Annotated in this window: 25 protein-coding genes; all 25 read left to right on the top strand. The window is 37.7% G+C overall.

What is annotated here, in order from left to right:
* The first annotated feature begins 20 nt into the window (after window positions 1–20).
* The 25 genes from MKX65_RS11795 (at window position 21) to MKX65_RS11675 (ending at window position 21,490) form a co-directional block, all read left to right on the top strand.
* Complete coding sequence (locus MKX65_RS11795; protein ID WP_340903745.1) at window positions 21–206, top strand: hypothetical protein; 186 nt, start codon at window positions 21–23, stop codon at window positions 204–206.
* Window positions 184–483, top strand: coding sequence for a hypothetical protein (locus MKX65_RS11790; RefSeq protein ID WP_340903744.1), 300 nt, complete (start codon window positions 184–186; stop codon window positions 481–483). Before MKX65_RS11795 ends, MKX65_RS11790 begins: the two co-directional genes overlap by 23 nt.
* Entirely contained in the window at window positions 483–701 is a 219-nt protein-coding gene (locus MKX65_RS11785) for a hypothetical protein (protein WP_340903743.1), read from the top strand. Before MKX65_RS11790 ends, MKX65_RS11785 begins: the two co-directional genes overlap by 1 nt.
* Window positions 702–881: 180 nt before the next feature.
* Window positions 882–1,481 (top strand): short chain dehydrogenase, encoded by a 600-nt coding sequence (locus MKX65_RS11780; protein ID WP_340903742.1) that lies wholly within the window; start codon window positions 882–884, stop codon window positions 1,479–1,481.
* A 334-nt stretch (window positions 1,482–1,815) separates the two neighbouring features.
* Window positions 1,816–2,409, top strand: coding sequence for a TetR/AcrR family transcriptional regulator (locus tag MKX65_RS11775; protein WP_340903740.1), 594 nt, complete (start codon window positions 1,816–1,818; stop codon window positions 2,407–2,409).
* A gap of 108 nt (window positions 2,410–2,517) precedes the next feature.
* A complete protein-coding gene (locus MKX65_RS11770; RefSeq protein WP_340903739.1) occupies window positions 2,518–2,886 on the top strand; it encodes a DsrE family protein in 369 nt (122 codons plus the stop codon).
* Window positions 2,887–2,897: 11 nt separating this feature from the next.
* Window positions 2,898–3,608, top strand: coding sequence for an isochorismatase family protein (locus tag MKX65_RS11765; RefSeq protein WP_340903738.1), 711 nt, complete (start codon window positions 2,898–2,900; stop codon window positions 3,606–3,608).
* Window positions 3,605–4,414: a DUF3891 family protein gene (locus MKX65_RS11760; RefSeq protein ID WP_340903736.1), complete on the top strand. Its 810-nt coding sequence runs from the start codon at window positions 3,605–3,607 to the stop codon at window positions 4,412–4,414. The genes MKX65_RS11765 and MKX65_RS11760 overlap by 4 nt, the downstream gene beginning before the upstream one ends.
* 416 nt (window positions 4,415–4,830) lie before the next feature.
* Window positions 4,831–6,108, top strand: coding sequence for an IS110 family transposase (locus MKX65_RS11755; protein ID WP_340903327.1), 1,278 nt, complete (start codon window positions 4,831–4,833; stop codon window positions 6,106–6,108).
* A 388-nt stretch (window positions 6,109–6,496) separates the two neighbouring features.
* Window positions 6,497–7,558, top strand: coding sequence for a TRAP transporter substrate-binding protein (locus tag MKX65_RS11750; RefSeq protein ID WP_340903734.1), 1,062 nt, complete (start codon window positions 6,497–6,499; stop codon window positions 7,556–7,558).
* Between the two features lie 290 nt (window positions 7,559–7,848).
* On the top strand, window positions 7,849–8,325 hold the full coding sequence (locus MKX65_RS11745) for a TRAP transporter small permease (protein WP_340903733.1): 477 nt from the start codon (window positions 7,849–7,851) through the stop codon (window positions 8,323–8,325).
* 12 nt (window positions 8,326–8,337) lie between these two features.
* Window positions 8,338–9,618 (top strand): TRAP transporter large permease, encoded by a 1,281-nt coding sequence (locus MKX65_RS11740; RefSeq protein ID WP_340903732.1) that lies wholly within the window; start codon window positions 8,338–8,340, stop codon window positions 9,616–9,618.
* 52 nt (window positions 9,619–9,670) lie between these two features.
* Window positions 9,671–10,318 carry a GntR family transcriptional regulator gene (locus MKX65_RS11735; protein WP_340903731.1) on the top strand — a complete coding sequence of 216 codons (648 nt, stop codon included), beginning with the start codon at window positions 9,671–9,673 and terminating at the stop codon, window positions 10,316–10,318.
* Between the two features lie 119 nt (window positions 10,319–10,437).
* Window positions 10,438–10,665 (top strand): hypothetical protein, encoded by a 228-nt coding sequence (locus MKX65_RS11730; RefSeq protein ID WP_160547553.1) that lies wholly within the window; start codon window positions 10,438–10,440, stop codon window positions 10,663–10,665.
* A gap of 49 nt (window positions 10,666–10,714) precedes the next feature.
* On the top strand, window positions 10,715–11,815 hold the full coding sequence (locus MKX65_RS11725) for a zinc-dependent alcohol dehydrogenase (protein ID WP_340903730.1): 1,101 nt from the start codon (window positions 10,715–10,717) through the stop codon (window positions 11,813–11,815).
* Window positions 11,816–11,820: 5 nt separating this feature from the next.
* On the top strand, window positions 11,821–13,044 hold the full coding sequence (locus tag MKX65_RS11720) for an aromatic ring-hydroxylating oxygenase subunit alpha (RefSeq protein WP_340903729.1): 1,224 nt from the start codon (window positions 11,821–11,823) through the stop codon (window positions 13,042–13,044).
* Entirely contained in the window at window positions 13,019–13,501 is a 483-nt protein-coding gene (locus MKX65_RS11715) for an aromatic-ring-hydroxylating dioxygenase subunit beta (RefSeq protein WP_160547550.1), read from the top strand. Before MKX65_RS11720 ends, MKX65_RS11715 begins: the two co-directional genes overlap by 26 nt.
* 202 nt (window positions 13,502–13,703) lie before the next feature.
* Window positions 13,704–14,672, top strand: a complete 969-nt coding sequence (locus tag MKX65_RS11710; RefSeq protein WP_160547549.1) for a GTP-binding protein — start codon at window positions 13,704–13,706, stop codon at window positions 14,670–14,672.
* A gap of 70 nt (window positions 14,673–14,742) precedes the next feature.
* Complete coding sequence (locus tag MKX65_RS11705) at window positions 14,743–15,186, top strand: CoxG family protein (RefSeq protein WP_160547548.1); 444 nt, start codon at window positions 14,743–14,745, stop codon at window positions 15,184–15,186.
* Window positions 15,187–15,188: 2 nt separating this feature from the next.
* On the top strand, window positions 15,189–15,842 hold the full coding sequence (locus tag MKX65_RS11700; protein WP_340903726.1) for a nucleotidyltransferase family protein: 654 nt from the start codon (window positions 15,189–15,191) through the stop codon (window positions 15,840–15,842).
* Entirely contained in the window at window positions 15,815–16,570 is a 756-nt protein-coding gene (locus MKX65_RS11695) for an aspartate racemase/maleate isomerase family protein (RefSeq protein ID WP_160547808.1), read from the top strand. Before MKX65_RS11700 ends, MKX65_RS11695 begins: the two co-directional genes overlap by 28 nt.
* Before the next feature lie 36 nt (window positions 16,571–16,606).
* On the top strand, window positions 16,607–17,488 hold the full coding sequence (locus MKX65_RS11690; RefSeq protein WP_160547807.1) for an FAD binding domain-containing protein: 882 nt from the start codon (window positions 16,607–16,609) through the stop codon (window positions 17,486–17,488).
* Complete coding sequence (locus MKX65_RS11685) at window positions 17,485–17,964, top strand: 2Fe-2S iron-sulfur cluster-binding protein (protein ID WP_160547806.1); 480 nt, start codon at window positions 17,485–17,487, stop codon at window positions 17,962–17,964. Before MKX65_RS11690 ends, MKX65_RS11685 begins: the two co-directional genes overlap by 4 nt.
* Window positions 17,965–17,978: 14 nt before the next feature.
* Window positions 17,979–20,333, top strand: a complete 2,355-nt coding sequence (locus tag MKX65_RS11680; RefSeq protein ID WP_160547805.1) for a molybdopterin cofactor-binding domain-containing protein — start codon at window positions 17,979–17,981, stop codon at window positions 20,331–20,333.
* A 95-nt stretch (window positions 20,334–20,428) separates the two neighbouring features.
* The gene (locus MKX65_RS11675; RefSeq protein WP_160547804.1) at window positions 20,429–21,490 is read left to right on the top strand and encodes an XdhC family protein; all 1,062 of its coding nucleotides are present in this window, start codon (window positions 20,429–20,431) and stop codon (window positions 21,488–21,490) included.
* Window positions 21,491–21,501: the final 11 nt, after the last annotated feature.

Raw genomic sequence — 21,501 nt, 5'->3', positions numbered from 1 at the left:
TGAGGAATCACAATGTACGGTTGGTTGAAAGCGGGATCCCGTCTGTATATCGCGCAAAACAGGTCATTATTGCAGGCGACGAGAAGCAGCTACCACCATTCTATATGTTTCAAACGTCGGTTGTAGTTGATGAGGACGAAGATGAGCAGTATGATACAGATGAATCTGTTAGCCTATTGAAATTTGGCGAAAAGAAGGTTTCCTGAGAAAATTCTTCAATGGCATTATCGATCGAAATATGAAGAGCTCATTAACTTCTCGCATCATGCTTTTTACAATGGTCATGTACAGTTTACACCTAATGTAATTTCATTTAGAAAGCCTCCAGCTATTGAATGGAAAAAGGTAGAAGGAAGATGGATAAATCAATCAAATGAGATAGAAGCAGTTGAAGTAGTAAAAACTCTGAAGGAGATTTTACTACTTCAACCTGGTAAAAAGTTGGGATTATTACCTTTAACGCCAAACAACAATCTAAAATAATGGACCTGATAGAAGATAAGGCAAATGAAGATGAGCAATTTAATGCAGTTTACAATCAAATGATGGCTAGAGACTTAGACGCGCGAATCTTTGTGAAAAATATTGAAAATGTCCAAGGAGATGAACGTGATATTATTCTTTTCTCGATTGGCTACGCCAAAATAATTTTTCATTTGTCTCTGACAAAAGTGAAATTTGGGAAGGATAAATTGATTTAGATGACGGAACTCACAAATATTGTCCATTCAATGTTTGTGAGTGTTTTTTGTTGTTAAGAAAATACAACAATTTGGACAAATAAATCCTATACACACATTTTAAACGATACAAATGTTAAGAAATAAGTACCATTAGGTGTTATAATAATTCTGAATAATATGAATAAGAGGAGTGAGAGTGTGAAAATTCTTATAGTTGGTGGTACAGGGACAATAGGGAAATTTGTGGCGGAAAAGTTAAAATCTAATCATGAAGTTATCATTGCAAGTAAATCAAATGGAGATTATTTAGTAGACATTACATCTCCAGATCGTATCGAACAAATGTATAAAGATATACCAAATATTGATGCTGTGATAAGTACAACAGGAGCATCTCACTTTGGTCAGTTGAGTGACCTTACTCCTGAACTAAATGATATCGCAATAAATAGTAAACTCAAGGGTCAAGTAAATCTAGTATTGATAGGACAACATTATATCAATGATAGCGGTAGTTTTACACTAACTACTGGAATTATGATGGATGATCCTATTTTAAGAGGTAGTTCTGCTGCTATGGCTAATGGTGCAGTTGCTAGTTTTGTCAAATCTGCTGCGATAGAATTAAACCGTAATATAAGAATTAATACCGTCAGTCCGAACGTTCTAGAGGAATCCTTGGAAAAATATGAGGTGTTTTTTAAAGGCTTTAATCCAGTATCAGCTAACAAGGTTGCCAATGCATTTGTAAAGAGTGTTGAAGGTGCTCAGACTGGCCAAGTTTATAAAGTGTATTAAGTTCATTTAGCTATATAATAGAATTTCTATCAACCACTAAGCCTCGCAAAAGCAGTGCTTTTCGTATTGGATCGATTGTTACATATTCATCCAAATTCCTAGAAAAATAGTAGTAAATAGACATTTTTTAAAAAAATTCTATGTTAGAAAATGCAACAAATTTTGAGACGAAGCGTATTTCTCTTGCTAAGATAAAAACATAGAAATAAAAACAAGGGTAAATATAAGGTAATAGAAAGGGCTATACTAAATATTCTGAAAATATAATTGACATAAATATGAAATATTGGTAAATTGTTAGTGAGTACTAACAAACAATAGGTGGTTAGCAAACATGACAATTAATGAAAAGATCTTAAAAGTAGCAATTGATTTAATGGCTAAGAAGGGGTATAAAGGTGCCACTACGAAACAGATAGCAGAGAAAGCTGGGGTTAGCGAGATGACTCTTTTTCGAAACTTTGGAAGTAAGAAAAAGATTTTAGAAGCTGCCGTAGATCGTTATTATTACAGCATTCAGATGAAAGAAATTTTCGAACAAAGAATTGTATGGGAAATAGAAAAGGATTTGCAAATGGTGGCAGAAACCTACCATAAATTAATGAAAAAAAATAAAAATGTCATCAAAATCGCTCTCCAAGAAGGAGGTAGTGTATCAGGTTTGCACGAGCAAGTAAATAAACATCCCCGACAGTTAAAAGAATTGCTAGTAAAGTATTTTCAAGAAATGAATAGCAAAGGTCTAGTAGTTGAAACAAACTATGAGCTACATGCGATGAACTTTTTGTATATGTGTTATGGACACTTTATCTCACGTTCATTTATGCAAGGAGAAAATATCACACAAATTTCTGAGGATGAAATTGTTCAAGGTGGAGTAAGAAATTTTGCCCAAAATCTATCTACTATTTATACGTATACAAGATAGAAGTTGGAATATTATTGGTGAAATAAATATATTATGTTAGTGAGTACTAACTATCGAGCGTTATGATTATTTGAACATAAAATGAAAAGAGAGAAAGGGGAACTATTTATGCATTTGTTTATTCATTTAACACATGGTATTGAATCTCCAACACAGGCAGATCGAGCATTCTTAATTGCTAAAACAGCACTTAGGGATGGACATCAAGTATCTATGTTCTTAGCTGGAAGTGCAGTTGGTCTAATGAAAGATGAAAACCTTGATTCAGTATTAGGAGTTGGAGTAACAGCTACCGAATTAAGGAATTCGGTCAATGAAATTCTAGGTGCTAATGGCCGAATTGTTCTTTCGCAGATTTCATGCGCGGCAAGAGGTGTAACCGAAGAGGATTTAAAAGGCAAAAATATAGAATTAGGTTCTCCTAGTGTACTAGTGGAGATGACAGCCCAATGTGACAAGGTTATTACATACGGATAGGGGGAAGTTGAATGGCGAGGATATGGGAGAAATTTCTAGATGAGCGGGATGGAAGAGTGTATAGTGGAGCTGGCCTAGGAAAAAGTTATGGATTGGGAAAGAGGCCAGCGCTAATTATCGTTGATGTTCAATATGGATTTACCGGCGACAAATCAGAAGAAATTGAAAAATCAATCGAAAAATATCCTACTAGCTGTGGTTCTGTAAGTTGGGAAGCCATTCCACAGATTAAGAGAGTGCTAGATAAAGCGCGTGAGGTTGAAATACCTGTTATCTTTACAATTATTAAAGGAGATAAAGACAGCAATAATGACAGGGTTGCGATAAAGGGTCAGCTGTTTAGCCATCCAGAGTTGCTGGAGGGTGCAAAAGGTACAAAGGTTGTTGAAGAGCTACAACCATTAAAGGGAGAAGTTATTCTATCAAAAAAGAAGCCTAGTGCATTTTTTGGTACTCCCTTAGTAACTCAATTAACTAAATATAATGTTGATAGTGTGATTGTTACAGGCTGTACGACTAGCGGGTGTGTAAGAGCAACAGTAGTAGATGCATTTTCCTATAATTATAAGGTAATCGTACCTGAAGAATCTGTATTTGATCGTGGGATTACCACTCATGCCATGAATTTGTTTGATATGCAGCAAAAATATGCTGATGTAATAAGTACTGATGAAGTGATTGAGGAACTGGAAAAATTGAAAGTGAGGAAAAAAATCAAATGATTATCTCAAATCAGAACGGCAAACTAGTGTTAGTTCGACAGGATGACCACGCGATTCAAATGGGTGAAGTAGCAAGAAGATGGGGAAATGGAGAGTTTGAGAAACTGTTAAACCATGAATCTGTAAGTTTAGGAATTGAAAAGCATGACTCAGGCTGGAAAGGACCAGATGATGAGGTTTTGTTCAATCCTGATAAAAAAAGGCCGCGAAATTTTATGGATGTAAATCTAAAACAACATGTCGAATTTTACGAGTTAGGGTATCGTAAAACATTACAGCAGGACCCCTATGCAGGGATGATGTTGGGGATGCATTGGATTGGACTTTATACAAGTAGATTCGGGTATGATCCTACTTTTACATACAAGGTCGCTGACGATTTAGTAGATTTTATGGATGAAACAGTTTCTACTATTCAAAAAGAGTGGGTGGATGTAAAGCTTCAGTATTGGAAAAAAAATCAAAAGCGTAGCGAGTTTGAAGATAATGTATGGATGCAATACGAATTTTTCCAAGTGATGGATCGAATGGGATTATTTATGGGCTTAAATGATCCAAATATAGAAAATGAGATTACATTAGGTCCGATTAGAACAAAACAAAAAAGTGATCCTATCAATTTAACTCTCCAAGCTAAAGGGAATGGAACACTTCTTGTTCATCCATTTCCGTTTGACGAAGAATTTGTAACGACAGTGCCAGGTAGAATCATTGAAGATCGCGACTATGAAAATCATCAGGAAGCGAAAGATGTAGTAGAGCATACGGAAACAGAAACAATTGCTTGGAGGATAACCGGGAAGTAAGCTAGAAAATAAACTAGAAGAAGAAATAGCTTTTTTATAATTTATTTTCACTATATTAAATGTGGGAATAAGATTAAGTGTTTTCGATAAATAGTACCTAATTAGTTGAAACAAGGTTGGGTACAAAAGTAAAATGTACTCAACCAATTGTGTTTTTAATTTTTTGAAAATAAAAAATAAACAAAAAATAACAAAGAATACACGTACACTGTTCTCTGTCTACATCATACTGTCTACACCATACAAATGGGATTTGTGCTTTAGAGTTATTCAAAACGATCATTTAATAAATAGGAGCATTCCTGTTAGAAGGATTTTCGGGGACTTGAACAAAAAAGAGCCCTCTTGGTATGATACGGGGTGTCAAATCGTGTACCGAAATGACCCCTAACTTAGTAAACCAAGGAGGACTCCATATGAATTTTAAACAAAACCAGAAGATAAATCAAGTCACCGAAAAAACACTTGTTGTTGGAATCGACATTGCCAAACGTACACATTACGCATGCTTTGTGGATGATCGTGGACGGGTGCTCCGAAAGTCATTCTCTGTTTCTCAATCTCGAGATGGGTTTGAGCTTTTCTATCAATGTGTTCTAAGTGAAATGAAAGAACAAGAGAAAACGGAAGTTATCGTCGGGATTGAACCTACTGGCCATTACTGGCTCAATTTAGCCTATTTTCTAGAAGAACGAGGCATCCCCCTAGTTATGGCCAACCCTATGCACGTCAAGCGATCAAAAGAGTTAGACGACAATCTACCAACCAAACATGATCGTAAAGATGCGCTAGTAATCGCTCGTCTTATAAAAGATGGACGCTTCAGTTATCCACGTATATTGAAAGACATGGAAGCCGAACTCCGTGTGGGCGCAACCTTTAGAAGTAAGTTGACAGAGGAACTTGGAGCTGTCAAAAATATGATGATTCGCTGGTTAGATCGCTATTTTCCTGAGTTTACCCAGGTGTTTCCGTCATTCGGAAAAATGGCTATGGCTGTACTTGAATGTACCCCATTTCCAAGTGATCTTCATCAGAAACAACCCGATGAAGTTTTAACTCTTTATCGTCAGGTTGAGGGACTCAAATCCCCCCAGAGACCGAAAGCAATGCGTCTCATTGAAGTCGCTGCTAACTCCATAGGAGTAACAGAGGGACGTGAGATGGCCCGTATTGAAATCGCCACACTCGTTCGCCGTTACCACCAGTTGGAACAAGATATTGAAAGTATTACACAGCACTTAGTTGAACTTACACAAACATCCGTAGAGTACGAATGGCTCTCAACGGTTCAAGCACTTGGAGATATCACAATTGTCGATTTATTAGCTGAAATCGGTAGCTTTTCACACTATAGAGATCCACGCCAAATCATTAAACTTGCGGGACTAACATTACGTGAAAATTCCTCTGGGCAGCATAAAGGACAAAAACGCATTTCCAAAAGAGGCAGAAGAAGGCTTCGCGCCCTCCTTTTCCGGGTAATGATGCCGATGATTCGCCATAATGAAGCCTTTAGAAAACTACATGAGTATTACACAAGCCGTAAGGATAATCCGTTACGCAAGAAGCAATCTATCGTGGTACTATGCGGAAAACTATTAAAAGTGTTACATGGAATATGTACAAAGCACAAAGCGTTTGACGCTCAGCGAATGATGAAGGATATTCCTAGTCTCGCAGAGGCTATGTAAAGTTCTACATCCCCTTAACAGACCTAGACAACAGGATGACACGGAGAAGCTGGCAATATTTTTTCCATTCGACCTTGAGTCCCTATAGGAGCTTCGCTAGCCTCTGCCTTATGACTAGACCGAACGAAGGAATGTAGGCACATTGATGCCCAGAGACATGGGAGGGTACGTCATCATAAGCTACGCAGAGATCCATTGTGCATCACATAATTCTCCAACACTACTTACCACTATTATCCAGTAGTGACCGCGTAGCGTACCCATGTGTTGGGATAGATTAACATAATATAAAAATATTGTTAGGGAACGTGTCGAAAAATATTTTTTTGACACCCCACCAACGGGGTAAACCGTTGATAGATCAACATTTATAGAGGGAGGATTTATCATGAAGAGAATAAAGCTTAGTTACCCTAAAATAGTTAGTCTTACACTCATTCTAATCCTATTTTTAACCGGATGTGGCAATTCATCATCTACCACAGGTGCTGGGAATGAAAATACAGGTAGTCAAGCAGAAAGTCTAACGATTAAATTGGCAGGTATGACTCCACCAGATCATCCATTAACAGTAGGTGCTGAAAAATTCAAGGAGCTTGTCGAGGAAAAATCGGAAGGGAAAATTAAAGTAGAATTATATCCGAACCTTCAGCTAGGTGCAATAAGAGAGCAAACAGAACAGGTTCAACTAGGTACCATACATATGACCCAAACATTGCTTTCAACTGTTACCTCCTTTAATGCAGAAACTCTTCAAGTTTTTGAATATCCATTCTTATGGCCTAATAATGAGGATCAGATTTGGGAGGTATTATCAGGGGAGGCAGGTACAAAAGCATTAGATCATCTCGAGGCAGTTAAATTTAAGGGATTTGGTTTTTGGGCAGGGGGCTTTAAGTCAATGACAAGTAAAGGTGACCCTATCCTTACTCCCTCAGATTTAAGTGGGAAAAATATGAGAGTTATACCTTCTGAGATTTTAATTAAAACATATGAAACATACGGAGCAAATCCTGTACCTATTGAATTTGCGGAGCTATATAATGCCTTGCAGCAAGGGGTCGTTGATGCACAGGAAAACCCATTAGAAACAATTAGTTCTAACAAACTCTATGAGGTCCAGGACCATTTATCAATAACTGAACATGGCTACCAATTTTATATGATTGTAGCTAACCTTGATTGGTTTAATGGATTAAGTCCGGAGTTCCAACAAATCATTATGGAATCTGAAGAAGAATCAAGAATCTATGCCCGTGATTTAACACAGGAAATGTCAGACACTCGAATAAAAGAATTTCCAGAACTAGGACTTGAAGTTCATACACTTTCTGAAGAACAAAGAAACGAATTTGTGGAATTATCCTTACCTTTGCACAAAGAATTTAGCAATACCCCTGAGAAAAAGGAGCTATTAGACATCATTTATAAAGAATTAGGAATTCAATAACTAGTATTTCTTGTTTAATCTATGGATTTATAGAAAAGGCTGTTTCGTAACCTTTGTTGCTATTTAACTAAGGTAGGTTGATTGAAACTCCAGGTGTGTGCTTTCTGCGGTGCAGGAGTCACACTCCTAAATTCCAATCAATATAATCACCTCAAAAACAATAATCTACTAGAAAACAGCTATTGAAAATTAGGGAAACTCAAAACATAATACCTACGAGTTAAGAGTAACCCTAATTTCTCCTTTATTTTTTTAAGGTTGTTACACGAAAATCCGATGGGGGGATACTAGTGAAAATACTAAATAGAATTGAAGATATATTTATAGCAATGAGCATATTGATAGCTACCTTGCTGGTAATAGTAAATGTCATTCTTAGGGTAATGGGATCGGGTTTAATTTGGTCAGAAGAATTAATTCGCTATCTCTTAATATGGGTAACATTTGTTGGAATGAGTGTATGTGCTAGAGAAAGTGAACATATGAGTATTGAGTTTATACCCCAACTACTAAAAGGGAAATCATATAAGCTCCTCATGGCAATTATTTATGTAGTAGCAATCATATTTAGCTTTATGTTGGTTTGGTATAGTTACCTGTTGGTTGATTTCAGTTCACAAACAGGGCAAAAGAGTTCAGGATTAGGAATCAATTTTTCAATCGTATACCTAATCATTCCTCTTTCAGGTTGTTTATTGGTCATTAGATACATCCAGCTGCTAGTTCATTTGTTTCGTAGAAAAGACTTATTAAATACACCAAATTAAGGAGTCAGATATATGTTAGTTGCTATTATTGTTCTCTTATTTGCGATGCTACTTTTAGGTGTACCAATATACATATCATTAATTTTGAGTACCTTTTTGTCTCTTATATTCTTTACCGATATAGATTCAATGGTTGCAGTTCAAAGAATCTTTGGGGGGATTGATAAATTTGTACTTATGGCGTTACCATTCTTTATTCTAGCAGCAAATGCAATGGATGTAGGAGGGTTATCGAGGAGAATATTAAATTTTGCAAGGGCACTTGTTGGTCATTTATATGGTGGTATGGCAATGGCCACACAAACAGCAGCAATGTTTTTCGGTGCTTTATCAGGATCTAGTCCTGCCACCGTAATTGCGATAGGCAGAATAATGTATCCAGAGCTTTTAAAGCAGGGATACCCGAAAAAATTCGCTAGTGGCCTTATTATTCAATCTGGTGCAGTATCATTAGTAATCCCACCTAGTATTACCATTATCTTGTATGCTAGTGCAACAAATACATCTGTGGGCTCATTATTTTTAGCTGGTTTAGGTGCAGGCGTATTTTTCGGTGTTTTCCTTCTTCTATATATCTATCTTTATTCAAGATTCAAAAAATTCCCAAGAGGCGAGCGTTCTTCTTCAAGGGAAATCTACAAAGCTATTAAAGAAGCATCTTGGTCTTTAGCAGTCCCTCTCATCATTATTGGTGGTATATCCTTTGGAATATTCACTCCGACAGAGGCAGCTGGTGTATCAGCAATCTATGCAATCTTTGTTGGGCTGTTTGTCTATAAAGAGATAACATGGAAAAAGCTATTTCAGTTAAGTCTTGATTCAGCAAAAACATCTGCACAAGTAATGATATTAGTTGCTGCAGCTTCTGCCTTAGGTTGGGTCCTTACTATAGGTCAGGCACCTCATATGCTCGCAGGATTTGTAGCAGAAACCTTTACATCTCCATGGACATTTCTAATCTTTTTAAATTTATCGCTTCTCCTTATCGGAATGTTTGTAGATTCAACCATTGCTTTAATTGTTATCGCTCCATTAATTCTTTCTAGTGCAACCACACTAGGTATAGATCCTATTCATCTCGGGATTGTAATGGTACTGAACTTAGCAATAGGAACATTTACTCCACCATTCGGTTTAAACATCTTCGTTGCAAACAGTATAACCCGCTTAAAGATGAATGAAATGCTTCCAGGCTTAATGCAATTTTTTTGGGTAACATTTGTAGCACTTCTAATCATAACTTTTATCCCAATTATTTCGATGCTATTACCAACTATAGTATATGGTTCATAAAAAAACTGTAAGAAGGATGATAATAAGGATGGAATGATAAAGGGTGATTATAATGAAGAAAATTGAAAAGAATTCTCCACTTCATGTTCAAGTATATAAAGTGTTAAGAAAAAAAATTATCGATGGTGTTTTTTGTCCTGGTGAACCGGTTATAGAAGCTTCTCTAGCTGAAAATCTTGGTGTGAGCAGAAGTCCAATTAGAGAAGCCATTCGATTATTAGAACAAGATGGATTAATAAAAAAAGAGGGTAACCATAAGATCATACGTAAATTTACAAGTAAAGATATAGAGGATGTGTATAAGTGTCGGCTTGCGATAGAGGCCCTAGCAGCGATCCTTGCTGTAAAAAATATTACAGCAAGACAGCTGGCGCATTTAAATGAGATATTTGAAATGGCAAAGAAGGTTTCTTTTGTAAATGATCAAAAAAATGTACTTAAATACAATACAATGTTTCATGAAACTATTGTTCAAGCATCAAAAAATCAAACACTGATCGATTTATATGCAAGTTTATCTGGGCTATTTATGTATTATACGAATGCTAGATTAGTTCATTTCCACCAAAATGATGATTATTTAATCGAGCATCAGAAAATCATTTATTCTCTTGAATCAGGAAAAGAGGAAATAGCAGAGGCTTGTATGAAAGGTCATATAGAGTCAGAGCTTAACAGATTTCTTAATTTTTTATCATAATAGGAAATTTAATTGCAAGGTGAACAGTATTATTATTTCATTTTTTTTACGGCAGAATGTTAGTGAATACTAACTAACATTACGTTTTTATAATGACGTTTGAAAGTAGGTGACAATGGATGGATAAAAGTGTAGTGCTTAAAAACGAATTTGCACATGTGGTAGTTCAAGTTGATAAATCTGCCAATGGTGACCGGCTAATGATAAAGGATATCCGTACAGGAAAAATCTCGTTCTTTGATCCCTTGGAATTGGAGAGTTTACTATGGAGTACTCACAAGGATCTTACTAATTTACTAGATCCCTCCAAAACTCGCTGGATCAATGAAATAGATGATGAGGAATAATAGCACAAAGCTTATAGCTCAACAAAATAATAAATAAAGGGGTAAAAAAATGACTCAAACATCAAAAGCAGCTGTATTAACAGGTAAAGAAACGATAGAAATCATGGAATTTCCCATTCCAGAAACTGGTGACAATGATGCGCTTCTTCATGTGGAGGCCTGTGGAGTATGTGGGTTTGACAGTGAAGCCTATTTATATGGAGGAAATGGTGTCTTTAATCTACCATGTGTCATTGGACATGAAATCGTTGGTCGAATTAAAAATATTGGTTCTGTTGCATCAAAACGCTGGGGTGTCAAAGAAGGGGATCGGGTAGTGGTAGAGGAGTACATTCCATGTGGTGCATGTAATAATTGCTTAACCGGAAACTATCGTCAATGCTTTGACATTCGATATGGAGCGATGAAAATTGATAATGAGAAAACAGCCCTATGGGGTGGATTTGCTGAATATATGTATCTTCATCCAAATGCGATCGTCCATAAAGCAAGTAGTGATGTTTCCCCAGAATTACTACAGCTATACATTCCGATTTCAAATGGATTACATTGGGTACAAGAGGTAGGAAACACAAAGGTAGGAGATACAGTAGTTATTCAAGGACCTGGTCCTATGGGATTAGGGGCTGTAATTGGAGCAAAGGAAGCTGGGGCCGGAACCATCATCGTTACAGGAATGTCAAAGGATGAACATCGCTTAAAGCTTGCGAAAGAATTCGGTGCAGATCACACGTTTTATGCAGATACCCAAGATCTTGTAAAGGAAATAGCTGCAGTTACGAACGGAAATATGGCCGATACAGTAATAAATGCAGCCACAGCACCACAGCAAATTGTCACATCATTAGATTTGGCTGGCTTACGCGCAACAATTATTCATTCAGGTACTGATGAAAATCTATCTAATAATCTAATGTCTAGTAAAATCACGTGGAAGCTTTTAACGATAAAGGGAGTACTTGGTCGTCCAACACGTGCAGTTGGAGTCGCACTAAGAGTGATAGAGTCGAGAAGGTATCCACTTGAAAAAATGGTAACTCATAGTTTCTCAGTAGAAGAGGCTGCTGAAGCAGTTAGGACGCATGCATATGGTCTAGATCAGTGTATACATGTAGCTGTGGTAAATGAAAACATAAAGATGGAAGGGTGAAGGATATGATCAATTCAGAAAACATTACGCAGTATATCAAGGATACGGCAGTTCACGGAGATATTTATACTGATGAAGAAATTTTTAAGCAAGAGATGACAAGCATCTTTGAGAAAACCTGGGTTTACGTAGGGCATGAAAGTGAAATTGCTAACTCAGGAGATTATAAAACAACTGTCATTGGTACGCATCCTCTTATTGTTACAAGGGATTCCGATACGGATGAAGTACATGTGGTGTTTAATCGTTGTAGGCATCGAGCTGCAACAGTCTGCCAACAGGAAAAAGGGAATGCGAACTATTTCAGATGTGCTTATCATGGCTGGACATATTCAAATAACGGTGATTTAACAGGTATGCCTTTCCAGGATGGTTACGGTGAGGAGTTTGATCGTTGCAAAATGGGATTAATTAAAGTACCTAGAGTTGGTATATATCAAGGCTTTATTTTCGCTAGTCTAAGTGAGGAAGGTCCTACATTAGAAGAACATCTAGGAAACGCACGCCCGTATATTGACTATGTTGTAAATACTTGTCCAGAAGGGATTAGTTTAAATGCTGGTGCACATAAATATCGATTTGATGGTAATTGGAAATTGCAAGTTGAAAATACGATCGATCCTTATCACTTAAGTGTTACACATAGAAGCTTCTTTAACCTGATGAGTAAAAAAACAGGGAAGAAAATTAATTTTTCTAAGATGCATAAAAACGAGAAAATTCGAGATTTAGGAAATGGGCATTCATTATATGAATTAGATGGTGATCTTGGAATTGGTGCATTACCGTTTAATTTAATTGTTTTCCCTAACCTAGGCTTCTTAGGTTCACAAGTGCGGGTTACATGGCCTGTGTCTGTAAACAAAACGAATGTATTTTTATATCCAATTATGTTAAAAGGAGCTTCAGTGGAAGAGAATGCAGCCCGTTTAAGAAAACATGAAGGGTTTTATGGCCCAGCTGGATTCGGAACGGTTGATGATCTGGAAGTGGGATTTGACCGGGTAATGGAGGGTCTGAATGCAAAAGGAAAGGATGGCGAATGGCTTGAAATCAGCCGTGGCTTGGAAAGAGAAGAAGTGGATGAAAAAGGAATTATCACAGCCACTTCAAGTGATGAAGTATCAGCAAGGGCGCTTTATAAAGCCTGGAAAAAACTAATGACAGCAGATGATTCAAATGTTGAAACAAGGGGGAAGAAGCATGAGCCAACTGTTGGTAGACCGTAAGCAGATTGAGGAGTTTCTTATTGATGAAGCAGCGTATTTGGATGAGGGAAAATTTAGTGAGTGGTTAGATTTATTTACAGAGGATAGCTTTTACTGGATTCCATCTAATCAAGATGATATTGATCCAAATACACATGTCTCGATTATCTATGATGATAAAAACCGGTTAGAAGAGCGGGTTTGGAGATTACAAAGTGGATTGGCTTATGGTCAGGAGCCTAAATCAAGAACTAGACATCTAGTCACAAACGTCAAGGTTCTACACTGTGAGGAAGACAAGGTTATTGTCACATCTAATTTTATCCTTGTAGAACTAAGACGTAGTATTCAAACCATTTATTCAGGTAGACTTGAACATCATTTAAAACAGACTGATACAACCTGGAAAATAGCTTCAAAAAAGGTGGAGTTAATTAATAATAATGAATTTCTTGGTAATTTAAGTTTTCTATTTTAATGCTCTTTTCCTCAAAAGCTTTTAGTCGCGACTAGACAACAACATGTTTAAAAAAGTAAACAGTAGAAAAAAGATGCCATACTACTAAGTTCAGTGAAATAAAAACAGTTTAACAAAGCAACAATGTTTACGAAAAAAGCCATTATTAAATGATTTAACATAGCCAAATGATTAAAAGATTAAGAGAATAGGGGGTGAGAAATTGGATCGTATACCTGTGATACTCCTCAGTGGATTTTTAGGAAGTGGAAAGACAACTTTATTAACGCAAATACTTGATCAATCGAAACAAGAAGGGTTGAATGTTGGCATCTTAATCAATGAGATTGGTCAAGTTGATATAGATGGCCATATTATTGCTGATAAACATTCAACAAGTGTTGAAACAATACTTGATGGATGTGTGTGTTGTAGTAAAAAGAGTGAAATTATCAAAAGTTTTGAGATACTCCTGAAAACAAAGCCAGATGTAATTTATGTAGAACTTACAGGAGTTGCTGAACCTCATGAAGTGATCATGGAAATGGAAAAAAAGGAGATTATCGCTAAGGTTTATTTGAACAAAGTCGTTACAGTGGTTGATGCATTGAACCTTAATAGCAATATGAACCATCCAGTGCTCCGTCATACCTGTGAGAAACAATTATCTATAGCGGATCTAGTAATAGTAAATAAAATGGACCTTATTGACTCTTTTTTAGTAGAAGAATTGAGAAGGATGATTAATAAAATGAATCCTTCAGCGGAATTGACTTTTACTTCTTATAGTCAAATCCAGTTAGAACAGCTTTTCCTTGCTAATAGTTTTATTGAGGAAAAAAAGAGCACTTTTGGAAGAATTGAAGACGATCCAATGGGTTTATCCTTTAACTATTTATCAACGGTCGCCGTCCCTATACCATTTCCCGTTACGAAACGTTTCATAGAGAACTATTTAGAAAGTCTAAAACCGAATCTAGTTCGAGCTAAGGGCTTTGTATTACTAGAGGAAGGGGATATGTATTTAGTTCAGCTTGCTGGTAATCAAATTTCGTGGGAACTGTTTCAAAATGGTGAGAATTACCATTCTATCGTCTTAATCGGAGTGGATTTAGTTTCTACAGAGGCTGTTGAAAAGCTAGCAAACCAGGCTGGTTTAATGGTGGAAGAACTTCTAATGAAAGCAAACTAGTTAAAAAGTAAGATCTATAATCAAAAGATTGAAAATTATTAATTTTTCGAACAAAATAGGAGGTTGTTGTATGAATCTTGAGGGAGAAACAAAATTTAATCTATCAGCAGAGGATTTATGGGATACGTTACATAATGAAGAAATTCTAAAAAAGGTTATCCCGGGATGTCAAGAAATGGTACAGAAAGAAAATGGGGAATATGACGTAATCTTAAAGCTTGGGGTTGCAGCAGTAAAAGGAGAGTATATCGGGCAGGTTAAGATAGAAGATGTACAAAAGCCGAACTATTATATCCTTCATGCAACTGGAACAGGTCAGCCAGGTCATGTGGAGGCAAAAATGGATTGCCGAATTATCGAAAATGAAAATGGATCTGTCCTTGAATGGAAATGTGATGCTGTAGTTGGTGGAATGATCGCTAGTGTTGGGAATAGAGTCCTTTCAGGAGTGGCTAAGTTTCTAGCAGGGAAATTCTTCAAGGATATTCAAAAAGAAGTAAAAGCTTCTGTGTAAACATGGGTAAGAAAATAGGTGCTGTCGTATTAGCGGCTGGAGAGGCTAAAAGAATGGGTCAGCCAAAACAATTCTTACCATTAAATGGGGCTCCGATGTTTATTCATAGTATAATCACTGCTACTAGAAGTGGTTTAAGTCCAATCATATTAGTAGTAGGAAGAAATGAAGATAAGTATAGAGACATTCTCAAAGGATACCAAACTGTCAGAATGATAAAAAACCCTAGCTATGTGGATGGTATGGGAACCTCTTTGAAGCTCGGAATCGAAGCAGTCGGAGAGGCTGTAGATGGAGTGATGGTTTTTTTAGCAGATCAACCTTTTGTTCCTACTAGTGTTATTAAAAAGATGGTAGTGACTTTTACAGAGTCTAACGAACAATACTCCATTATTAGACCTATTTATAGTGGTACTGATGGGCATCCAATCTTGTTTTCGTCCGGCTTATTTTCTGAATTCTCTGAGCTTTCAGGAGATATAGGTGGTAAAAGGATCATTAAAAAGTATCAAAATTATGTTAAAAAAGAGTACTTTGAATCCAATACCTGGGGCTTTGATTTAGACACTCCAGATGACTATGAAAAAGCACTGGGTTGGTTAACAAAACAAAAAAAGGTGGAAAAACAATGTCAAAAAATTATCGGGTTGGATTGATTGTTCCTAGTTCTAATACAACGATGGAAACGGAGATTCCTGCAATGCTTCTATCGAGAGCAACAGAATTTCCGCAAGAGACTTTCACATTTCATTCAAGCAGGATGAGAATGAAGCATGTTTCGAAGGAAGAATTGTCCAAAATGGACGTAGAAAGTGACCGCTGTGCTGTTGAGCTATCAGATGCTCGGTGTGACATCCTGGCCTACGCGTGTCTAGTAGCAATTATGTGTCAGGGAGCTGGATATCATGAGGTTTCCGAAACAAGATTGAATGCAGCTACAGAGGATAATGGTGGTAATGCACCGGTGGTAAGCAGTGCTGGAGCGCTTATTGACTGCATAAAAACGATTGGAGCAAAGAAAGTCTCGATTATCACTCCTTATATGAAGCCATTAACCGCAATGGTTGTTGACTATATCGAGCAGAGTGGAATTGAAGTCATTGATTCCATTAGCCTAGAGGTTCCGGATAATCTTGAAGTTGGCCGGTTAGATCCTAGTAAACTCCCTCGAATCGCAGAAGGGTTAAATATTGAAGGTGCAGATGCAGTAGTGCTCTCGGCTTGTGTTCAAATGCCATCACTTCCCGCAATTCAAAAAGCAGAGGATCAACTAGGAATTCCAGTATTATCAGCTGGGACATCAACTGTTTATAAAATTTTAAAGCAATTAGGATTAGATACTAAAGTACCGAATGCTGGTAGCTTATTATCGGGAAAATATTAAACTCTTAAAAAATATTCAGCTAATGGAGGCTAATACATGAAACCGCCAAAGTTTTCCTATTTAAAACCTACTAATCTTCCCGAAGCGCTAGAATTGTTAGCTGATTACGGGGATGATGCAAAAATATTATCTGGTGGTCAAAGTCTTATCCCTTTATTAAATATGAGGCTTTCTACACCTAAATATATTATTGATTTAAGTAGAGTACAGGAGTTAAAAGGAATAACAGAAGAGGAAGATACTATCGTGATCGGAGGAATGACTCGTCACGTTGAGTTAGAAAATTCGCAACTAATTAAAGAGCAGTGCCCATTGCTTACAGAAGGGATTCGATGGGTAGGACATTCCCAAATAAGGAACAGAGGGACAGTTGGGGGAAGTATAGCACATGCAGATCCATCTGCTGAATTACCTTGTATGCTATCCGCGTTAAGAGGAGAAATCGTAATTGTTTCTCAAGAGGAAGAGTTGATTCTTTCCCCTGAGGAGTTTTTCCTTAGTTATCTCTTAACAACCCTGGAACCAAATCAACTAATTAAAGAAATACGGTTTCCAAAGATGAATAAAGGGGCAGGCTACGCATTCGAGGAAGTGGCCAGAAGACATGGAGATTTTGCACTTTGTGAGGTGGCAGTGGTTATCGAGTTAGACATTGATGGAAGTATTAAGGACACGAAGATTGCTCTTGGAGGAGCGAATTCGGTGCCATTTGTTCCAGAAGAGACAGAAGAATTTCTAATTGGGAAAGAACCGACAGAGTCCATTATTAAAGAAGCAGCTATTCTTCAGCTGGATGAACTAGATCCAGAAGGGGATATCCATGGTTCAAAGGAGTATCGGCGCCAGCTGTCTGGGGTATTGCTTGAAAGAGCCTTAAATAAAGCTGTAAACCGAGCACGGGAGGGTGTGACAGTATGACTCAAACAACGATTGTCAAAATGAAAGTAAATGGCCATGAAATTGAAAAAGAAATTGAATCTAGATGGCTGTTATCAGATTTCTTAAGGGATAATCTTAGATTAACAGGTACTCATGTAGGCTGTGAGCATGGGGTATGTGGAGCCTGTACAATATTAATTAATGGCGATTCAGTACGATCCTGTTTAATGCTTGCGGTGCAGGCAGATGGGTGTGAAGTGGAAACAGTAGAAGCACTCGCTAAGGAGGATGGAACATTTCATCCTATACAGCAAGCATTTGCTAACAATCACGCACTCCAATGTGGATTTTGCACACCAGGGTTTTTGATGTCAGTCAAAAATTTTATGGAAATTCATCCAACTTTACCGTCCGATGATGAAATTCGAGAAGCTATATCTGGTAATCTATGCCGATGCACCGGATATAGCAACATTATTAAAGCAGTCAAGGAAGCTTATCAGCTGAATGGCTGAAGGGAGGTCCAAATATGGCACAGTACGTCGGCCAAAATGTGAAAAGAAAAGAAGACCACCGACTTCTAACTGGGAATGGGAGATTTGTCGGTGATATCAAACTGCAAAACATGGTAGAGGTAGCGATCTTAAGAAGTACCTATGCCCATGCCAAAATAAACAGTATTGATGTCTCAGCTGCGAAGGCCTGTAAAGGTGTCATAGATGTTGTAACTGCGGCTGATTTGGAAGGGAAAGTAAAACCTTTTACTGAATTTGTTGAATTTACTCTTCCACCTATTTTAGAAGAACATATTAAGCCTTTGATAAAGAAAAACCCTGAACCTATGTTGGCCAAGGATAAGGTTACGTTTGTTGGGCAGGCAATTGCAATTGTGGTAGCGGAAGATCGCTATGCTGCAGAGGATGCACTTTCATTAATTAAGGTAAGCTATGAACCGCTACCGGTTGTAACAGACCCTTACGAGACAATTAAAGAGAATGCAACCATTATTCATGAAGAGCTTGGCAATAACACACAAGCACTATTCCATGTGAAAATTGGTGATATGGATACTCTATTATCGAAAGCTGAACACGTATTAAAGGCTAGAATCAAAACACCCAGAGTTTCTGGGAATCCGTTAGAAACAAGAGGAGTAGTTGCCGAATACGAAGTGCGAAATGAGCAATTGCAGGTATGGTCATCAACCCAGGTACCTTATATGGTGCGCTCTTACTTATCTAAATTAGTTGGTTTAGTGGAAAACAATATTCGTGTAGTTGCTCCTGATGTTGGGGGTGGATTTGGACCTAAATGCGCAGTATATCCAGAAGAGATTGTTATACCGTATTTAGCAATGAAATATAAAAGGCCAGTGAAATGGATTGAAGATAGACTTGAACATATGCAAAGTACTCGTCATTCTCGAGACCAGGTCCATGACGTAGAAGTGGCATTTGATAATACTGGGACAATTCTAGGGATAAAAGATCATTTTTTACTAGATAATGGAGCACATAATTCCTTTGCGTTATGTTGTGCGTATAATTCAGCTGCACACCTAAGAGGGATGTACAAAATTCCAAACTATGATTTAACTGGTCAAATTGTTTTAACAAATAAGACACCGAATGTTCCTTATCGTGGTGCTGGGCGTCCGGAAGCAGTATTTGTGATGGACAGGATAATCTACATGATCGCAGATAGATTAAATCTAGATCCTGTTGATGTATCAATTAAAAATTTAGTTCTCCCTGAAGATATGCCATATGATACACAATTATTTTACCGAGATGGCGCAAAAATGGTTTTAGAAAATGGAGACTACTCGGTTTCTCTAAAGAAAACATTAGATATCATTGGCTATGAAGAATTCCGAAAGCTACAAAAAGAAGGTAGGGAGTCCGGAAAATATTACGGAGTAGGAATCTCTTCTTATATAGAGGGTACAGGTATTGGGCCACATGAGGGAGCTGTGGTAAGAGTTGATTCAACTGGCCAAATATTAGCATATGTTGGGTCTAGTCCACATGGGCAAAGCCACGAAACCACTCTTGCTCAAATTTGTGCGGATGAATTTGCAGTTAGACCGGACCAAGTTACAGTAAGAGCTGGAGATACGAGCTTGCTACCTTATGGTGTGGGGACATTTGCTAGTCGTGGTGCAGTTACGGCAGGATCAGCTGTTCATGTTGCATCGAAGCTTTTAAAGGAGAAATTTTTTGCCATAGCAGCAGTCATGCTGGAGGTTGCTGTTGATGATTTAGAGATGTACGGTGGAAAGGTTTATCCAAAAACAATGCCTTCTAACTTTCTCACCCTACAGGAAATTGCCCTTGCTGCCAAGCCTGGTCCACATTGTAAGGTACCTGAGGGAATGGAGCCTGGAGCTAGTGCGACACATTACTTTGTACCACCGACCGTTACTTTTTCATCCGGATTTCATGCTGCCGTTGTGGAAGTAGACAAAGAAACAGGTTTTGTTGATATTCAACGTTATATCGTCGTCCATGATTGCGGTCGAGTTCTTAATCCGATGGTCGTTGACGGACAGATTCAAGGGGGAGTTGCACAAGGTATTGGTGGGGCTCTTTATGAGGAGATCATTTATGATGAGAACGGACAATTAATTACTGGTACGTATATGGATTATCTGCTCCCAACCTCTATGGAAGTACCTGTTGTAGAAATGGGACATCAGGAGTTTCTGTCTCCGAGAAACCCAATGGGAATTAAAGGTGTAGGAGAAGGTGGTGCCATTAGTCCACCAGCTGCGATTGCTAATGCAATATGTGATGCATTAAAACCATTAAAGCTGGAAATTAATTCATTGCCGGTAAGTCCAGGAAAGCTTAGAAGGTTAATAGAGGAAGCGGAAGCAAAATAAATGCTTTGATTTCAAGCACAATTTATCCATGCTATATTCCATTTGGTTTCTGAGAATGGTAAAGGCACTAACATCGAAATGGAGGGTGGGATGGAATGTCTTCTTTAAAAGAATTACAACGCATTTTTGATCAAATGGAGAAGGTTTGGGAGCGAGGGGAAGAAGCAGCCCTTTTAATGGTCTATGAGGTAAGGGGCTCTTCTTATAGAAGACCCGGTGCGAAGATTATGATAGCTAGTGATGGAGAGGTCTTTGGATCACTGAGTGGTGGTTGTCTGGAAAGCGACTTACTTGAATGGGCGAAAATCGCAATTAATGAAAATAGGCCGATGATAAAATCTTATAATCTAAGTGAAAATGACCTATGGGGTCTTGGGATTGGCTGTAAAGGATCACAAAATATTTTAATTCTTCCTATTAAAAAGGATTCTACGTTTTGGAAAGAGGTGAGAAATAAGACCACTAAGGGGGAAATGGTAACACTCCTCTTGAACCCTTCATCAGGTGAAGGCTGGCTACTAAACTACCATCATCAAGTGCTTACAAAAAGCGGGGGTTATCTACCGTCTGAGGTGATAAACGAACTTTTTTTTCATAAAAAACAATATATTCATAGTGCTAAAGTAATAAAACGATTAGAAAGCCAGTTTATCGTAGATCCAATATTTCCTCTTGAAAAGCTAGTAGTTGCAGGGGCAGGCCATGATGCAGTACCGGTGGTAGAATTGGCGATAAAAGCTAATTTTGATGTAACAGTACTTGATCCGAGAAGTCAATTCAATAATGAGAAGCGCTTTCCAGGTGCACATAACTGGGCTGTAGATTCTGAGGATCTTGAAGAGGTTCCTTCCTCATTACGTAATTCTTGGTGGATCATCATGAACCATCATCTGGAACGAGATCGGGCTGCACTCGAACTTGCACTTGAATCTAACCCTAAGTATGTCGGAGTGCTTGGACCAATACAACGAACAGAGGAGCTGCTAGTGTCTAGTGAAATATCAATTACAGATAACCGGATTTATGCTCCTATTGGATTAGATTTAGGAGGAGATACAATTGAGGAAGTAGCCCTCAGTATTGTATCAGAGCTGCTCTCCGTTCGAAATAGAAAGAACTCGAATCATTTAAGAGGGAAAAGTAAAATTCACACATAAGAAAGGGAGGG

This window comes from Robertmurraya sp. FSL R5-0851 (assembly GCF_038002965.1).
GTDB lineage: Bacteria > Bacillota > Bacilli > Bacillales > Cytobacillaceae > Robertmurraya_A > Robertmurraya_A beringensis.
The sequence above is the reverse complement of the archived record's forward strand: the minus strand, read 5'-3'. Positions and strand labels throughout refer to the sequence as shown.

What these genes read in the sequence shown, in the direction of transcription:
- MKX65_RS11785 (WP_340903743.1), top strand. Translation starts at nt 483, where the DNA reads ATGGACCTGATAGAAGATAAGGCAAATGAAGATGAGCAATTTAATGCA.
- MKX65_RS11775 (WP_340903740.1), top strand. Translation starts at nt 1,816, where the DNA reads ATGACAATTAATGAAAAGATCTTAAAAGTAGCAATTGATTTAATGGCT.
- MKX65_RS11770 (WP_340903739.1), top strand. Translation starts at nt 2,518, where the DNA reads ATGCATTTGTTTATTCATTTAACACATGGTATTGAATCTCCAACACAG.
- MKX65_RS11765 (WP_340903738.1), top strand. Translation starts at nt 2,898, where the DNA reads ATGGCGAGGATATGGGAGAAATTTCTAGATGAGCGGGATGGAAGAGTG.
- MKX65_RS11760 (WP_340903736.1), top strand. Translation starts at nt 3,605, where the DNA reads ATGATTATCTCAAATCAGAACGGCAAACTAGTGTTAGTTCGACAGGAT.
- MKX65_RS11755 (WP_340903327.1), top strand. Translation starts at nt 4,831, where the DNA reads ATGAATTTTAAACAAAACCAGAAGATAAATCAAGTCACCGAAAAAACA.
- MKX65_RS11750 (WP_340903734.1), top strand. Translation starts at nt 6,497, where the DNA reads ATGAAGAGAATAAAGCTTAGTTACCCTAAAATAGTTAGTCTTACACTC.
- MKX65_RS11740 (WP_340903732.1), top strand. Translation starts at nt 8,338, where the DNA reads ATGTTAGTTGCTATTATTGTTCTCTTATTTGCGATGCTACTTTTAGGT.
- MKX65_RS11735 (WP_340903731.1), top strand. Translation starts at nt 9,671, where the DNA reads ATGAAGAAAATTGAAAAGAATTCTCCACTTCATGTTCAAGTATATAAA.
- MKX65_RS11730 (WP_160547553.1), top strand. Translation starts at nt 10,438, where the DNA reads ATGGATAAAAGTGTAGTGCTTAAAAACGAATTTGCACATGTGGTAGTT.
- MKX65_RS11725 (WP_340903730.1), top strand. Translation starts at nt 10,715, where the DNA reads ATGACTCAAACATCAAAAGCAGCTGTATTAACAGGTAAAGAAACGATA.
- MKX65_RS11720 (WP_340903729.1), top strand. Translation starts at nt 11,821, where the DNA reads ATGATCAATTCAGAAAACATTACGCAGTATATCAAGGATACGGCAGTT.
- MKX65_RS11715 (WP_160547550.1), top strand. Translation starts at nt 13,019, where the DNA reads ATGAGCCAACTGTTGGTAGACCGTAAGCAGATTGAGGAGTTTCTTATT.
- MKX65_RS11705 (WP_160547548.1), top strand. Translation starts at nt 14,743, where the DNA reads ATGAATCTTGAGGGAGAAACAAAATTTAATCTATCAGCAGAGGATTTA.
- MKX65_RS11700 (WP_340903726.1), top strand. Translation starts at nt 15,189, where the DNA reads ATGGGTAAGAAAATAGGTGCTGTCGTATTAGCGGCTGGAGAGGCTAAA.
- MKX65_RS11695 (WP_160547808.1), top strand. Translation starts at nt 15,815, where the DNA reads ATGTCAAAAAATTATCGGGTTGGATTGATTGTTCCTAGTTCTAATACA.
- MKX65_RS11690 (WP_160547807.1), top strand. Translation starts at nt 16,607, where the DNA reads ATGAAACCGCCAAAGTTTTCCTATTTAAAACCTACTAATCTTCCCGAA.
- MKX65_RS11685 (WP_160547806.1), top strand. Translation starts at nt 17,485, where the DNA reads ATGACTCAAACAACGATTGTCAAAATGAAAGTAAATGGCCATGAAATT.
- MKX65_RS11680 (WP_160547805.1), top strand. Translation starts at nt 17,979, where the DNA reads ATGGCACAGTACGTCGGCCAAAATGTGAAAAGAAAAGAAGACCACCGA.
- MKX65_RS11675 (WP_160547804.1), top strand. Translation starts at nt 20,429, where the DNA reads ATGTCTTCTTTAAAAGAATTACAACGCATTTTTGATCAAATGGAGAAG.